Origin of the sequence: Ravibacter arvi (assembly GCF_039540405.1) — a bacterium.
Lineage (GTDB): Bacteria > Bacteroidota > Bacteroidia > Cytophagales > Spirosomataceae > Ravibacter > Ravibacter arvi.
Map to the genome: position 1 here is coordinate 99414 of NZ_BAABEY010000025.1, position 14476 is coordinate 113889.

Sequence of the window (14476 nt, forward strand, 5' to 3'; positions counted from 1 at the left end):
CGATAATATTTAAAAAATATGATCTTGATCAGGAGCCACAAAAACGGCTCACCGGCAATTGGCCTGTCAGAAGTGAAGTCCCAATCGGTTATTTTCCGACACAAATCGGGATAGTGTGCCGGTGGTCTTCGGCATGAGCATCCTGTCCCTGAATCACTCCACGGACAATGAGAATGATACCGGCAACGGCTACAAGGTAAGGTGTCGCCCGTTTGAACGCCGCACGCCATTTCAAAGAAACCCATTGCCCCGCCAGGCCGGTAGCCAACATAGCCGGCAGTGTGCCCAGTCCAAACAGGAACATGTACATTGCACCGGCCCCGGGACCAGGCATAGTGAGTGCAGAAACCAGCGCCAGGTAGACCATACCGCAGGGAATCAGCCCGTTGAGGATCCCCATGGCAAACAGCGACGGAAGCCCCGGCCGCCCCATCCTTTCCCTGAGGCTTTTCAGCACCCAGCCCGTTTGTTTTTGCAGGAAACGAGGTGCAGACCACCTCTCCCACCAACTGAAAGATCCCAGCGCTCCTGCTGCCATCAAAATACCGATAGTAATCGAGATGCCGCGCTGCCAGCTGCCTGCAAATGCCACCCCGCCGATTCCGCCGATCAGGAAACCGAATAAGGCGTACATTGCAATCCGCCCGAGGTTGTAGCTAATAATCCCGAATACCTTTCCGACGGCACTACGCCGGTGAACCGGTAGCGCAAGCGCTATGGGACCGCACATACCGACACAGTGCAGGCTGCTGGTTAATCCAAGGATAAAAGCGAGGTAAAACATGCGATCGGGTTACAAATTCACAATACCTTCGTTCCAGTAAGCCGCGTCATTCGCGACCCAGTCGACCTGCAGGTGGTACCGCCCGCTCCGAATGGTTGAGCGAGGTATGCGTTGCGTCATTTCCCCATCCAGTTTCAGCGGCAGAGAAAGATCCTTCCGGTTATCCGACGGGCAGTACAACATGATCTTCCCCGTGACGACTTTTTGTTTGAAACTCGCGGGGAAAACAACTTCCAGGTATTCATTTTCCACTTTCCAGGTGACACCTTCCGGCAACGCCGCCGCCCGGGCTATTTTGTCTATTTTTTGCTGATGGACCAATTCCATCGCATAATAATCGTCCGAAACGAGGTCGATTTTCTGGGACACGCTTAAACCGACCAGCGCAATAATCATTACCACAAATCCGATGTACAAAAGGGCGATTCTCCAACCCCAGCTTATTTTTGTTGTCATGGTTGATTAGGTTTGAGTGGTGAGGTGTGAGGGAGATCGGAAATCAGAAATCGGAGATCGGGCTTTTACTATAGTGCTGATTTCTGATTCCCGATTTCTGATTTCCGACTTCCCTTTACGGCCCCATCAAAGTCGTTTCGAAAGATTCCAGCATTTCACCCTGTTGGAAGACTGCCACGGGTACATAATTTTTCCGACCCTTGAGTGCTTCCCTCGGCATCGCAATAAAAAGCGTCCCCTGGACGCTCCCTGCCGGCTGCAGCGTAAGGTCAGGCACGCCTGCAAAACGCAGGCTCCCCTCCTTCCCGAGCAACCGCAGCTGTGGCTTCAAAACGGCATTTGTCTTGTTGTAAATTTTAAAATTGTAGAGGTTGCTGATTGTCCCGTCGGGGTTTTCAATAAACCGGGTTCCGGGTACGCGGAGCAGGGTCGTTTCGGTGGACGAGCGGGTCAGCATGGCATAGGCCAGGCCGCCCCACAGCGCGAGCAGAACAATAGAATACCCGACTGTCTTGAGCGAAAGCTTTTTCTCCTTTTTACCGGAATTGATCGTTTCTTCAGAAGCATACCGGATCAGCCCCCTTTCGAAGCCAACCTGGTCCATCATGTGGTCGCAGGCGTCGATACAGGCAGTACAGCTGACGCATTCCATCTGTGTACCGTTACGGATGTCGATACCGGTAGGGCAAACCCTGACGCACTGAAAGCAATCGATGCAGTCTCCTAACTCGCGCTCCTGCCCTTTCCGGAGTTTGCCGCGCTGCTCGCCGCGCACATGGTCATAGGCCACCACGGCCGACTTCTTGTCAAGCAACACCCCCTGCAAACGTCCGTAGGGGCACACGACCGTACAGGCCTGGTCTCTCAGCCAGGAAAAAATAAAAAAGAAAATCAGGGTAAAAATGACAACCCCCGCAAATAGCCCGGGGTTGTCAGAAACGGGATGCGTGACAATCTTTTTCAGTTCGTCGACCCCTACCAGGTAGGCCAGCAGCAAATTGGCGATCAGGAATGAAATCATCACGAAAATTGCCCACTTGCTACCTTTCTTGACAATTTTCGATGTATCCCAGGGCGCCCGGTCCAATGCCTTTTGCTTGTTCCAGTCCCCTTCGATGGCATACTCGATTTTCCGGAAAACCATTTCCATAAAAACGGTCTGCGGGCAAGCCCAGCCACACCACAATCGTCCGAAGAGGTTGGTAAAAAGCGAAACAAATACCAGGAAAGAGAGCATCAGCAGGCCGAAGATCCAATAATCCTGGGGGCCAATAAAGATGCCGAAGATAAAAAATTTACGCTCCAGGATATTAAAAAGGAAGAGCGGGTTGCCGCCCACCCTGATAAACGGACCGGAGAACATCAGCGCCAGCAACACGATCGTAAAAACCACACGCCGGTTGTGCCATTTCCCCCTGGGCTTCTGCGGGTAAAACCAGACCCTTTTCCCGTAGTCGTCTACAGAAGAAAAGTGATCCCGGAAGGAATCTTCTTCAGCAGTATTGGATGGATTTTTCATAGTAATTTGGAAGTCGGAAGTCGGCAATCAGAGATCGGAGATCGGAAATCGGAAATGGGTTAGCCTGATTTCCGATTTCTGACTTCCCCTTGCCATTTAATTTGCAACAGGAGCGGTTTCCGCTTTATACAATTCACCCTGGGGTTCCTTGGGAGCTGCCGGTTTTGAGCCGTGCAATTCCGACACGATAAAGCTTGCGACATACTGAATTTCCTGCGGCTTCAATTGCTTCTCCCACGCGATCATCCCTTTTTCCGGAACCCCGTGCTTGATGACCCTGAATACGTCTTTTATGTCTCCGCCGTGTAGCCAGTAGTCGTCTGTCAGGTTAGGGCCGACCGTTCCGCCGCCGTCTTCGGCATGGCAAGCTGCGCAATTGGTCGTAAAAATCACCTTCCCTTTTGCCAGCGCCTCGGGCTCGTTCACGAGGGTAACAGTGGTTTCATCAATTTTGGCACCTGCTTTTTCCAGAAAAGCCGCCTTTTGAACTGCCGCTGCCTGAAGGTCTTTTTCCAATTCAGCCGCCGGCAGATCCCCAACCGAGAAAACATGGTAGATGAGAAGATAAATTACAGCAAACACAATAGTTCCCTGGAACATAAGCGCGAGCCAGGGCGGCATGCGGTTGTCCAGTTCCTGGATACCGTCGTAATCGTGCTCCTTGATAAGAATTTTGTCCTCTTCTGACAATTCCACTGTAACACCGCCAAACCTTTTCCACCATTTTTCGGAAAAAATAGTACTTTCCTGGTGGTCGGCTTCAGTATGTCCGGACATTCGCCGGGCCAGTGAAAATACCTGGATCAGAATAGAAACGAGAAGTAGTGCCACAAAAAAGACGACTACCAAAACCACGTACATAATGAGCTCGTCGTTCCCGGCTGCGGCGGGTTTTTGCGCATCCTGCGCCATTGCTGCGGTACCGGCGAAAACAAACAGTACGGTTGAAAGCACCCGTTTAAGCGTTCCGTCATCCAGGGGCAGGTTACTCATCTCTTTTACATCTTTCTTTTTCAATGCGAAGACATAGGCAATCAACCCGGCAAAAAACACCACGAAGAGGAGCAGGGACACCATCGGGTAAAGTCCGATATCGGCGATCGTATCAAGATAATTTCTGAATTTCATAAAAGTTCTTCTTATGGTTGTAAACCGTTCAGTGCAGGGGGGAACAAATCCCCCCGTTCTCTTTAGCGCGGATTATTTTCAGCTTTAATGTCGGTTCCCAAACGCTGCAGATAAGCCACAAGGGCTACGATTTCCCTGGTCGGCTCAGTCTGGATTCCCGCTTCGCCAAGCCTTTTTACAATCTCTCCGGCCTGGTTGACCAGGTCCTGGTTGGCCCTGTCTTCAAACCCTTTTTCGTAGGGAACGCCCAGGATCTGCATGGCTTTGATCTTCTTTTTCGTGGTGGTCGTATCCAGCACATCGTCGAGAAGCCACGGATAAGCAGGCATGATCGACCCGGGGGACATGCTCGTAGGGTCTTCCATATGGTTGTAGTGCCATGAATCGGGATACTTCCCTCCGACCCGATGCAGGTCCGGCCCGATCCGCTTTGACCCCCACTGGAACGGGAAATCGTATACAAACTCGCCGGCTTTGGAATATTCCCCGTAGCGTTCAATTTCGTCTCTGAACGGCCGGATCATCTGGGAATGACAAGTGTAGCACCCTTCCCTTACATAAATATCCCGTCCCTGCAATTCCAACGGCGTATAGGGTTTCACACTTTCGATGGTCGGGATATTCGAGCTGATCATAAAAGTGGGGATCATCTCAACGATTCCGCCGATAGCAACTACAACCAGGGAACCTATGGTAAGCAGGACCGGTTTTCGCTCGAACCATTTGCGGTGCCAGTACTCACCCGGGTGCTGCCTGGCCTGCAAAGACGGCGCCTGTGCGGTTTCTGTCTCCTTTAACTCACCTGCCCGGGAAGTTTTGTACAAATTGAAGATCATTACCGCCCAACCGATCAGGTACAACGTGCCGCCGATCCCCCTGAGCGCATAATACGGGATAAGCTGCGTAACGGTTTCAAGGAAGTTGGGGTATTTCAGGAACCCGTCTTCGGTAAATTCACGCCACATCGCGCTTTGCGTCCAGCCGGCCCAGTACATCGGAATCGCATAAAACAAAATCCCGATCGTACCGATCCAGAAGTGGAAATTTGCCAGTTTAACTGAATAAAGCGGGCGGTTGTAAAGCCGAGGAAACAACCAGTAAAGGATACCGAAAGTCAGGAAACCGTTCCAACCGAGCGCGCCGACGTGCACGTGCGCTACAATCCAGTCGGTATAGTGGGCTATGGCGCTGACGTTTTTCAAAGAAAGCATGGGACCTTCGAAGGTGGCCATCCCGTAAGCCGTTACCGCCACCACCATAAATTTCAGTACAACGTCGTCACGCACTTTGTCCCAGGCGCCGCGAAGCGTCATCAACCCGTTGATCATGCCCCCCCAGGAAGGCGCAATCAGCATTATCGAAAAAACAGTTCCGAGCGACTGCGCCCAATCGGGAAGCGCGGTATACAGAAGATGGTGCGGTCCGGCCCAGATGTAAATAAATATCAGTGACCAAAAGTGAACGATGGACAACCGGTAGGAATAGATCGGCCGGTTGGCCGCTTTCGGCAGAAAGTAATACATAAGTCCCAGGTAGGGCGTTGTGAGGAAGAATGCGACCGCATTGTGCCCATACCACCATTGCACAAGCGCATCCTGCACACCGGCATACACCGAATAGCTCTTCGTAAGCGAAACGGGCAGCTCGATGCTGTTGACTACGTGGAGCAGGGCAACGGTTACAAACGAGGCGATATAGAACCAGACCGCCGCATAGATATGTTCGGTCCGGCGGTTGAGAGTGGTCATGATCAGGTTGATCATCGCAATCACCCACACGACCGCTATTGCAATATCAATAGGCCATTCCAGCTCTGCGTATTCCTTCCCGGAGGTGAGCCCGAGGGGTAAAGTAATCGCAGCAAAGACAATAATTGCCTGCCAGCCCCAGAAATGGATTTGCCCCAGCAATCTGCTGTACATGGGAGTTTTCAGCACACGTGGCGCCGAATAGTACATCCCGGTGAAAAAACCATTGCCCACAAACGCAAAAATGACGGCGTTGGTGTGTAGCGGCCTCAACCTTCCGAACGTACTGTAGGGAATACCCAGGTTGAGTTCGGGGAAAACGAGCTGAAATGCGGCGATTACGCCCACCAGCATCCCCACTCCACCCCACAGCAAAGTAGCCATAGCGAAATTCCGGACGAGTTTATTATCGTACGAGAACTCCTCCAGCTCCAACGGGGATGTGTTGATTTTAGCAGAAACTTCCATAAATGGATGGTTAAAAATGATCAATTTGGATTATTGAGAAGGCTTTTACCCCTGATTTTGAATGCTTTTGCGCCCGGGCGGTTTTTGCCCGGATCCGCCGCCGGGATGAACTTCCTCATCGTCGAACAGGATCCTGACAGATGGCGTATAGTCGTCCTCAAACTGCCCGGATTTTACCGCCCAGAGAAAAACGCCCAGGAAACCTCCCGCTATCACTAATCCCACGCCGATTAAAATATAGATCGCACTCATTTTGAAGCACTGATTATTGAACCTATCGTTGTTTATCTTCAAAAATCACCAGCAAAAGTATCAGAGCGGCGCCGCCCCGGACATGATCAATTCCACCCCGAAAACTGACATTTGTCATACCGGGAAACTACCCTCGGATTTTACCCGGTCGTGGCCGGAGCGGTCCTCTCCTTCCTAAAAATCTGCCTTGCCTTCCAGGAGCTTATTAACGTTGTAAAAAGAATAATACTGATGGAGCTGGCAGGCATCAGAATGGCCGCCACGACGGGTTTTAAATCTCCCCGGACAGCAAAATGAAGCCCAATGACATTGTAGATAACCGAGATCGCGAAGCTGCCGAGCACAATTAACTGCCCGGCCCTGGCTAACCTGACAAACGCCCCGATTTCACGCAGGCGGCGGCCTTCCAGAATAGCGTCGCTGGCGGGCGTAAAGTTATTGAGATGGTCGGACACCGCCACCCCCACATCACTCTGGCGCAACGCACCGGCATCGTTTAGCCCATCGCCCAGCATCATGACCCCGTCCCTGAAGCGCTCCTGGAGACCGGCTATGAAGCGAAGCTTCGTCTGGGGTGTCTGCGAAAAATTCAGTCTTTCCTTTGTGCCGAAGAAACCGGTCAGAAGCGGCACATCGGTCGGCTGGTCGCCGGAAAGCAGATAAGTTTCGAAATGTTTCTTCGAGAGTGATTTTACCGCCTCACCCAGTCCTTCGCGGTATTCGCTGCGAATCTCAAAATATCCTTTCACCCTGCCGTCGAAAGCCAGGTAAACGCGCGAAGTGACTGCCCGGACTTCTTCGGGCGCCGCCCCTACCCATTTTGCTGAACCCAGCTGTACACAGACACCGCCATAAGTGGCTTCGAGTCCCGCCCCGGCCTTTTCCCGGAAACGGCTCGTTACCAGCGCAACCGGCCGCTGTTGAATTTCTTTTTCAAGCGCAAGGCTTACCAGGCGGCTAAGCGGATGAACCGACTGACCGGCAAGATGAGCGGCCAGCAGCTTCTCTTCGGAACTGAGCGAAGCGCCTCTAAACTGAACGTTTGCGGCCTCCGGGAGGGTGAGCGTACCGGTTTTGTCGAAAACTACCGCCTTCACCTTGGCAAGACGCTCCAAAACGTGTGCGTTCTTGACGTAGAAGCCGTTTTTGCGGAGCAAGCGTAAAATATTGCCATTGGTAAATGTTGCGGACAGCAGCAAGGCACAGGGGCAGGCGATGATCCATACGGTGGTCATGGCGTCAAAACCTCGCTTGAAATCCCCGGCCAGGGCCCAATAAACCCAGCCGGCAGACCCGATCAGGAAGACCAGGATGGTGAAGTACCGGTTGATAAACGAGGTAAGACGGTTTTCCTCCTCGTCGCGGGAACGCGTAAAAACGTCATTGTTCCACAAAGTGGTGAGATAACTCTGCGCCACCTGGCGGGTAGCTTCAATTTCAACAGCTGCGCCAAGCACTTTCCCTCCCGCATATACGTTATCATTTCGGCTTTTGGCTACCGGCACCGACTCCCCGGTAACGAAGCTGTAGTCTATGGCGACTATTTCGGATACCAGACGGCCGTCGCAGGGAATCATCTCGTTGCTGTGAATCAGCAGCCGGTCGCCGGGCTGAATTTCCGAAATCGGGAGCTTCTCTTCTTTCCCGTTTCTCAAAAGGGAAACCGCGATGGGGAAAAAGGATTTGTAATCGCGGTCAAAGGACAAAAGCGAATAGGATTTGTCCTGGAAATACCGGCCTATCAGCATAAAGAAAACAATGCCGGTCATGGAATCGAGGTAACCGGAGCCGGTCCCGGTCAGAATTTCGGCGAGGCTGCGCAGAAAAGTAACCAGGATAGCCAGCGCTATAGGCGCATCAATATTCAGCTGACGGCTTTTTATGGCCTTCCACGCTGAAACAAAAAAATCAGATGAGCAGTAAAAGAAAACGGGGAGAGCCAGCAGGATCGACAATACTCCGAAAACCATCTGCATGCCGGCTCCCAGGCCTGTGCTGCCATTAATAGTAAAATAGTCGGAAATACCCATGAACATGATATTCCCGAAGGCAAACCCGGCCACCCCGATTTTGTAAATGCGGGTCCGGTCAAATTTGCTTTTCTTTTTCCCTGCCAGGTCATCAAGGCTGATATAGGGTTCGTACCCGACCGAACCCATCAGGCCGGCAAGCTCACTTAACCGGATTTCGGCATCCCGCACACTGATCCTGACGGTCTTTTCCGGGAAGTCAACCAGCGCCGCCATTACACCGGGGTGAAGCCGGTGAAGATTTTCGAGCAGCCAGACACAGGAACTGCAATGCATACCCGGTACAAACCAGCGGACCTGGGTAACCCCGCCCTCGCAAAAGCTCACCACTTTCTCCCTTATTTCGGGAAGGTCGAGGTAAGCATATTTGCCGGCGTAGAAACTCCGGTCCGGGCTATTTCCACGCGCATCCGGCAGCTGATAGTAGGTGCAGAGGTCTCGTTCTTTCAGAATGCTGTAAACAGCCTGGCAGCCCGAGCAGCAAAACTCTTTTTCATCGAAAAGGATAGGTTCGGAATCGCAGGGCAAACCGCAGTGGAAACAGGAATGTTCATTTGCTTGTGAAACAAAATCCGTCTGCAACGCTTCTTTTTCCATGCCTGGGCCGCTTTGGTAAATAATCTGTCAGCGCCTCCGTAAGCCACTGATTATGAACCCAAAGTTGAGCCTTCGCTTGCGCGATTTTTATGACTTTCGTCATACATTAGCCTGAAAAATATCAGTTTATATCGCCGGACTTTCTACTACCGCCTGGACCGCAGCCACAGGTAGGACACTACGAAACCTGCGCCGGCCGCCAGCAATGCAAGCAAAACTGCCCCTACCATATACTGGGCAAAATGATAGTGGATGCTTTCCAATGTAAAATCGCGCCAGTTCCGGATTTCATACGCGTTGCGGGAAAAGAAAGGCGCGCCAACCTTATAGCTGGCAAAAATGATGACGGGGATCATCGGGGGAATGCTGATATTCGCCGCCAGGAAAAACAAAACCTTATTGAGCCGGAGGGCTACCGCCCCGGGAATTCCGACCAGCAATTGGAACCCCCAGATCGGGGCGATCCCGATAAAAAGCCCGAAGGCTATCGACGCCGCTTTGCGTTCTATCGACTCACCGGGTTTGAAAAGCTCGGCTTTAATCATATTCCACCCTCCTTTCTTTCTCAACGCTGCGACTACTCTCCAGGGGAGGTACCAAAGCATGGTCTGAATAAAGAACCAGGTATTGAGCACACTGATCCTGGAAAAATCTTTGAAAGGCCGGAAATGCGTCACTCGTTCATCAGGGTCGTATTTAACCTGAATCGGAATACTGCGGAAACCGACTCCTTTCCAGGCCATTTTAACAATAACCTCAATTTCCGTTTCAAATTTACTGGTAACCAACCTGATGCGCCGAAGAGGGCCGAGGGGGTACGCCCTGAAGCCGGTTTGGGTATCGGGTAGCTTTATCCCGGTATGCACGCGGAACCAGAAGCTGGAGAATTTATTGCCAAATGAGCTTTTGCCGGGCACACCGTTCTGGCTCATATTGCGGCTTCCCATAATAACTTCGCCGGGATACGCCTGCACAGCCGATACAAAGGCCGTAATATCCTCCGGGAAATGCTGCCCGTCGGAATCGAGTGTGATGGCATAATCAAACCCGCGTCGGACAGCTTCTCCGAAACCTGTCCTCAGTGCCGCCCCCTTACCACGATTCGAGGTATGCGTCAGCAGAATAATACGGTCGCCAAAGGCTTCCAGGATAGCGGCAGTCCGGTCGGTTGCCCCATCATTTACCACGATCGTGTTGACAGGGCCGGTATATTGCAGCACTTCGGCCAGCACCCGGGCCAGGGTACGGTCGTTGTTGTAAGTGGGAATAATCACGCAGCCGTTGATCGGTTCGAGCACCATGCTTCAGAGAACAGTATCGGAGAGCCGGTAAACCGCCGAAAGTTTAAAGTAAGTGAGTTCGCCGGCGCTGGCACTCGCCTGAACAATTGATTCCGGCTCGTCCGTCCAATTCACTACGACACTGATGGTCGGTACCGCAACAGGATCGTGCGCGGCCAGGAACTTGACCTGCCGGAGCTGAACCATGACCAGGCGCTTTTCTACCCTACTCTCAATCAATTCCTTAACGATTTCAGTAAGCACAACCCCGGGGGTGACCGGGTGCCCCGGGAAATGCCCCGCATACAACGGGTGATCGGGCCGGATTTTAAGATCCGCTTTCAGTTCGCCTGGCGAAGACAAAGCACGCTCTATTTCGTATAGGGAATGTAGAAACATGTGGGATTCAGAATTGGGTAAACAGCGCCTGGTTAATGGCGCCGTTAATTTTCTCGTCATGGAAAGACATTACCTGCCGGTCGCCGCCTTTTTCAAAAAAAGTCAGCTGCCTGAGCCCGGCGCCATTCTTCGAAAACTGCATTTCCAGTCGCTCAAATCGTTGCTTCAAGCGTTTCTCAAGCGGCTTCATAACCACCAGGTAATGAGCGGAATTCTGGTATAATTCCTTCGCAAACCCGCGCGAATTCTGGTAGTCTCCATTCACCATCATAAGCAGCATCTCCCGCACCATACCGGCCACCGGCCCGGCCGACTTCACATTCTTTTCTTTCCCGCCATCGTTCACACGCAAGCTGCTGCCGTTAATGAGGATGACATAAGATGCAGGCACGACCTGCTCCCACCTCATTTTATCCTTTTTCTCGTACACAAAACGCCCGGACGACTTCTGCGGCTCCTTCAGATAAGAGAGATATTTCACCTCCCTGAACTGCGCTTCCAAACTATTTATGCGCTCGGAATTTTGCCTCAACTCCCGGTAAACTGCATCCGGGTCTGTCACTTTTTTAAATTCCTGGGCGCCTGACCATGCCGGCAGAAGGATCGCCCCGCACCAAACCGCAAAAACCGTGACCGCTTTCAACCTGTATTTCATAACCGAATTCATATGGAAACCACCTTATTCATGACAAAGGTAATTTAACAAAGTCCAGTTGCCTACTTTTACAATAAACTATAAACGGCGCGAGCACCGATACTGTTGCAGGAACGGAATCATGCAGCAGCACAATATGGCCGCCCCGGACTTTGCTGCGCAGGCGGGCTGCCAGCTTTTCTTCATTTTTTATAACCGTGTCGTAGCTCCGGAGCGACCATCCGATACTCCGCAACCCGAGCGCTGTAAGTACCTTTGCATAACGCGGATTGGTAACACCGAAAGGCGGACGGAACAACGGCACCGGCCTCCCTAAATTCAATTCCAATACCCGGTTGGCTTTCCCGATATCTTCCCGCAGACGATCAATCCCGAAAAAACCGATGTCTTTCCGGTGACTGAACGAATGGTTGCCTATACCATGGCCCTCCCGGGCGATCTGCCTGACAAGGTCCGGGTATTTCTCAGCCTTCTCCCCGATCAGGAAAAAAGTAGCAGTAACTCCGGCATCATTCAAAATCGACAGAATACGCGGTGTAGTGTCGGGGTCCGGCCCGTCGTCAAAAGTCAGCGCAATGGCGTTCGCCTCCACCCGGTGTACCGATTTCAGGTACCAGTCGAGCCCGATCCGGTAACTCCCGTAGGCAGCAGCGATCGTCCAGCAAATGATGAGCAGGGTGAGCCACAGGAGTTTCTCCGGTCCGGAAAATGGCCCGATCAGCAGAAAGCCGCCCAGCACAACGGCCACGATTATGGAGATCTTATGCTTCAATTGGCTTTAAGAGTACCAATCCCAAATTACCGGGATTTACTGTATTGACGATCAGCACACTCCCTTTTTCCCTCGCGGAATGCAAAAAGTCGGCACCGTAATGGAAGGCAAAGGCCGATGCGGTAGGATAAAGTCCGGAAAGCGAGAGATAGTTGACGAAGTCCGCCTTCTCTCCCGCCCATTCCGAAATCCGGTCATGGCTCCCGAGCACAAGCGCAATATCCTTCCATTGTACCTGGTTCCTTTCTAAAAACTGCTCCAGGAATTTCGGATAATCGTCTTTTTTTGCCCCTACCTCAACCGAGACTGCCGGAACCTCCGCCAGCGAGTTTGCATTGGCAGTAGGGGAGAGTACGCAAAAGGAGACGCCGGAAGCCAGTGGCACACCGGAATACCCCCATTCGGACGCCACCTGGTCCAGGAATGGAATGTGCTCGTCCGCGGCCCCTACCAGTACCTCCTGGCCGTCTTCGGCAATCTTCATCAAGGCATCGATGAGGGCCATTTCGAAAGACACAGAGTTCTGGGTATGGGTAATGTTATAGGCATGACAACCGAGGCTGAGCGAAATTTGCCCGGCGATGGTATTATGCGTCGAGAGGATGAACGCCGTAGGTGGTATCAACCCCTCAAGACTAAGAAAGTTATTCAGGAATTTTTCAGTATCCTGCAAACATCCCAGGCCGGTCCCGACGATAATGGCGCCGGGTTCCAAGCCTCCTGCCTGTGTTAGGGCATCTTTTGAACAGGCTACCCCCATCCTGAGAATCGCACTCATCCGCCGCAGCAGTACAGGATCGATAAACGCCTTATAAGATGGTTGAACAAGCTCGTTTTCGCCGGTCAGAGCCGCCAGGCGCGACGAAAACCCGGGCACGCCAAAGGTCGGCTGGTGCGAAATCGTAGAAGCTGCGTTAATATAGACCGGCATGGGTTTAATCTGTAAAAACCAGTGACGAATTATTTCCGCCGAAACCAAAAGAATTGGAGAGAACCGCCTCGACCCGGCCCGCAGTCAGGGAGGTGAGCGGTAACAGCTCTGTGCCGATGATCGGTTCGGAAAAATTGAGATTCGGCCACATCAGCGCCTCGCGTATTGAAAGAATTGAAAATACGGCTTCAATAGCGCCGGCAGCAGCCAACGTATGACCGGTGAAAGCCTTGGTGGAGCTAAAATAAGGCACCTGATCATTAAAAATATGCTTCAATGCTACCGATTCCGACTGGTCGTTGTTGGGTGTGCCCGTACCGTGCGCATTCACATAAGTGATCCCGGCCGGTTGGAGCCCGGCAGTTCGAATGGCTTCCGCCATGGCCAGCGACGCTCCCTTCCCCTCCGGAGAAGAGGCAGTCTGGTGATAGGCATCGGCAGCATTTCCCCAGCCCCTTACCCGGCCCATGGACTGCTTACCGGTTATTTTCAGGCTTCTTTCCGACTCCAGCACCAGGAAGGCAGCCCCTTCACCCAGGTTGAGCCCCGCGCGGGATTCGTCAAAAGGGCGGGTATTGCTGCTATCATAAATCATAAGCGAGTCAAAACCGTGTAAGGTAAAACTGGTCAGCGCATCTGTGCCGCCCACCACAACCCGGTCAAGCCAGCCCTGTTGCAGCAGCCTTGCGCCAAGCATAATCGCATTAGCGCCCGAAGAACAGGCGGTAGAAAGCGTATTGACATAGCCGGAGATGCCGAGGCTCCGGGCGATGCATTCTGAGGTAGAGCCGCTGTCGTGACAACGCAGCTGCCCGAAATCAGCCGGCTTCCCGCCCAGGTAGTCCTTGTAAAAAACCTCGCTCCGGTCCATTCCACCGACAGAAGTGGATGAAATCAATCCGGTTTTCAGCGCGCTGAAGTGTTCGTGCCCCTGCCATGCTTCCGCGGCAGCCCAGGCGCCGAGCAGGGAGGTTCTGGAAACCGGACGATCGGGGATCTGAAGTTTTTCAGCCATCTCCTCATCCGACACAGGCACCGGCCCTGTGATGACCGCCCCCTTTTTCGAGGGGATTTCGCGGCTTACCAGCCCGGAACGTTGACTTTTTAACGCCGAAAGGTTCTCTCCGACATTCAGGCCGATAGCCGAGATTACCCCGATTCCGGTCACGAAAACGTCCGTCCCCATTTATTTACGGTGTTTTTCAATATAATCTGCCATAGAGTCGATGGAATAAAACACTACCTTGCCTTCCTCCGGATTGGTCACGTTGATGTGGTAGTGCTTTTCGAGCAATACGATCAGTTCAAGGGCATCTATTGAATCCAGGCCAACACCTCCCTCGCCAAAAAGCGGGGCTTCGTCTACGAAGTCCTCTTTTTTTATATCTTCCAGGTTAAGTTGTTCGATGATATGTCCCTTCAGTTCGTTTTTTAACGTTTCGCTTGCCATTTTTAAT

General features: G+C 52.4%; 14 protein-coding genes. All 14 read right to left on the bottom strand.

Annotated features, from left to right (window positions below; translation table 11 throughout):
• Nucleotides 1-88: 88 nt before the first annotated feature.
• On the bottom strand, nucleotides 89-784 hold the full coding sequence (locus ABD852_RS13705) for a sulfite exporter TauE/SafE family protein (RefSeq protein ID WP_345029812.1): 696 nt from the start codon (nucleotides 782-784) through the stop codon (nucleotides 89-91).
• A gap of 9 nt (nucleotides 785-793) precedes the next feature.
• Complete coding sequence (locus tag ABD852_RS13710) at nucleotides 794-1240, bottom strand: FixH family protein (RefSeq protein ID WP_345029813.1); 447 nt, start codon at nucleotides 1238-1240, stop codon at nucleotides 794-796.
• A gap of 115 nt (nucleotides 1241-1355) precedes the next feature.
• Entirely contained in the window at nucleotides 1356-2759 is a 1404-nt protein-coding gene (gene ccoG, locus ABD852_RS13715; protein WP_345029814.1) for a cytochrome c oxidase accessory protein CcoG, read from the bottom strand.
• Between the two features lie 96 nt (nucleotides 2760-2855).
• Nucleotides 2856-3887, bottom strand: coding sequence for a cbb3-type cytochrome c oxidase N-terminal domain-containing protein (locus tag ABD852_RS13720; protein WP_345029815.1), 1032 nt, complete (start codon nucleotides 3885-3887; stop codon nucleotides 2856-2858).
• A gap of 62 nt (nucleotides 3888-3949) precedes the next feature.
• A complete protein-coding gene (gene ccoN, locus ABD852_RS13725) occupies nucleotides 3950-6103 on the bottom strand; it encodes a cytochrome-c oxidase, cbb3-type subunit I (protein WP_345029816.1) in 2154 nt (717 codons plus the stop codon).
• Between the two features lie 45 nt (nucleotides 6104-6148).
• Nucleotides 6149-6355 (bottom strand): cbb3-type cytochrome oxidase assembly protein CcoS, encoded by a 207-nt coding sequence (gene ccoS, locus ABD852_RS13730; RefSeq protein WP_345029817.1) that lies wholly within the window; start codon nucleotides 6353-6355, stop codon nucleotides 6149-6151.
• Nucleotides 6356-6495: 140 nt separating this feature from the next.
• Nucleotides 6496-8982: a heavy metal translocating P-type ATPase gene (locus tag ABD852_RS13735; protein WP_345029819.1), complete on the bottom strand. Its 2487-nt coding sequence runs from the start codon at nucleotides 8980-8982 to the stop codon at nucleotides 6496-6498.
• A 146-nt stretch (nucleotides 8983-9128) separates the two neighbouring features.
• Nucleotides 9129-10283 carry a DUF2062 domain-containing protein gene (locus tag ABD852_RS13740; protein ID WP_345029821.1) on the bottom strand — a complete coding sequence of 385 codons (1155 nt, stop codon included), beginning with the start codon at nucleotides 10281-10283 and terminating at the stop codon, nucleotides 9129-9131.
• 3 nt (nucleotides 10284-10286) lie between these two features.
• Nucleotides 10287-10661, bottom strand: coding sequence for an ApeI family dehydratase (locus ABD852_RS13745; protein ID WP_345029823.1), 375 nt, complete (start codon nucleotides 10659-10661; stop codon nucleotides 10287-10289).
• Between the two features lie 7 nt (nucleotides 10662-10668).
• Nucleotides 10669-11316: a flexirubin biosynthesis/transport protein LolA2 gene (gene lolA2, locus ABD852_RS13750; RefSeq protein WP_345029824.1), complete on the bottom strand. Its 648-nt coding sequence runs from the start codon at nucleotides 11314-11316 to the stop codon at nucleotides 10669-10671.
• 28 nt (nucleotides 11317-11344) lie between these two features.
• Nucleotides 11345-12088, bottom strand: coding sequence for a polysaccharide deacetylase family protein (locus tag ABD852_RS13755; protein ID WP_345029825.1), 744 nt, complete (start codon nucleotides 12086-12088; stop codon nucleotides 11345-11347).
• Complete coding sequence (locus tag ABD852_RS13760) at nucleotides 12078-13019, bottom strand: beta-ketoacyl synthase chain length factor (RefSeq protein WP_345029827.1); 942 nt, start codon at nucleotides 13017-13019, stop codon at nucleotides 12078-12080. The genes ABD852_RS13755 and ABD852_RS13760 overlap by 11 nt, the downstream gene beginning before the upstream one ends.
• A gap of 4 nt (nucleotides 13020-13023) precedes the next feature.
• Nucleotides 13024-14205, bottom strand: a complete 1182-nt coding sequence (locus ABD852_RS13765) for a beta-ketoacyl-[acyl-carrier-protein] synthase family protein (RefSeq protein WP_345029828.1) — start codon at nucleotides 14203-14205, stop codon at nucleotides 13024-13026.
• Complete coding sequence (locus ABD852_RS13770) at nucleotides 14206-14469, bottom strand: phosphopantetheine-binding protein (RefSeq protein WP_345029829.1); 264 nt, start codon at nucleotides 14467-14469, stop codon at nucleotides 14206-14208.
• Nucleotides 14470-14476 lie beyond the last annotated feature (7 nt).

What these genes read in the sequence shown, in the direction of transcription:
- ABD852_RS13740 (WP_345029821.1), bottom strand. Translation starts at nt 10,283, where the DNA reads ATGGTGCTCGAACCGATCAACGGCTGCGTGATTATTCCCACTTACAAC.
- ABD852_RS13710 (WP_345029813.1), bottom strand. Translation starts at nt 1,240, where the DNA reads ATGACAACAAAAATAAGCTGGGGTTGGAGAATCGCCCTTTTGTACATC.
- ABD852_RS13760 (WP_345029827.1), bottom strand. Translation starts at nt 13,019, where the DNA reads ATGCCGGTCTATATTAACGCAGCTTCTACGATTTCGCACCAGCCGACC.
- ABD852_RS13770 (WP_345029829.1), bottom strand. Translation starts at nt 14,469, where the DNA reads ATGGCAAGCGAAACGTTAAAAAACGAACTGAAGGGACATATCATCGAA.
- ccoS (WP_345029817.1), bottom strand. Translation starts at nt 6,355, where the DNA reads ATGAGTGCGATCTATATTTTAATCGGCGTGGGATTAGTGATAGCGGGA.
- ccoG (WP_345029814.1), bottom strand. Translation starts at nt 2,759, where the DNA reads ATGAAAAATCCATCCAATACTGCTGAAGAAGATTCCTTCCGGGATCAC.
- ABD852_RS13735 (WP_345029819.1), bottom strand. Translation starts at nt 8,982, where the DNA reads ATGGAAAAAGAAGCGTTGCAGACGGATTTTGTTTCACAAGCAAATGAA.
- ABD852_RS13765 (WP_345029828.1), bottom strand. Translation starts at nt 14,205, where the DNA reads ATGGGGACGGACGTTTTCGTGACCGGAATCGGGGTAATCTCGGCTATC.
- ABD852_RS13705 (WP_345029812.1), bottom strand. Translation starts at nt 784, where the DNA reads ATGTTTTACCTCGCTTTTATCCTTGGATTAACCAGCAGCCTGCACTGT.
- lolA2 (WP_345029824.1), bottom strand. Translation starts at nt 11,316, where the DNA reads ATGAAATACAGGTTGAAAGCGGTCACGGTTTTTGCGGTTTGGTGCGGG.
- ABD852_RS13745 (WP_345029823.1), bottom strand. Translation starts at nt 10,661, where the DNA reads ATGTTTCTACATTCCCTATACGAAATAGAGCGTGCTTTGTCTTCGCCA.
- ccoN (WP_345029816.1), bottom strand. Translation starts at nt 6,103, where the DNA reads ATGGAAGTTTCTGCTAAAATCAACACATCCCCGTTGGAGCTGGAGGAG.
- ABD852_RS13720 (WP_345029815.1), bottom strand. Translation starts at nt 3,887, where the DNA reads ATGAAATTCAGAAATTATCTTGATACGATCGCCGATATCGGACTTTAC.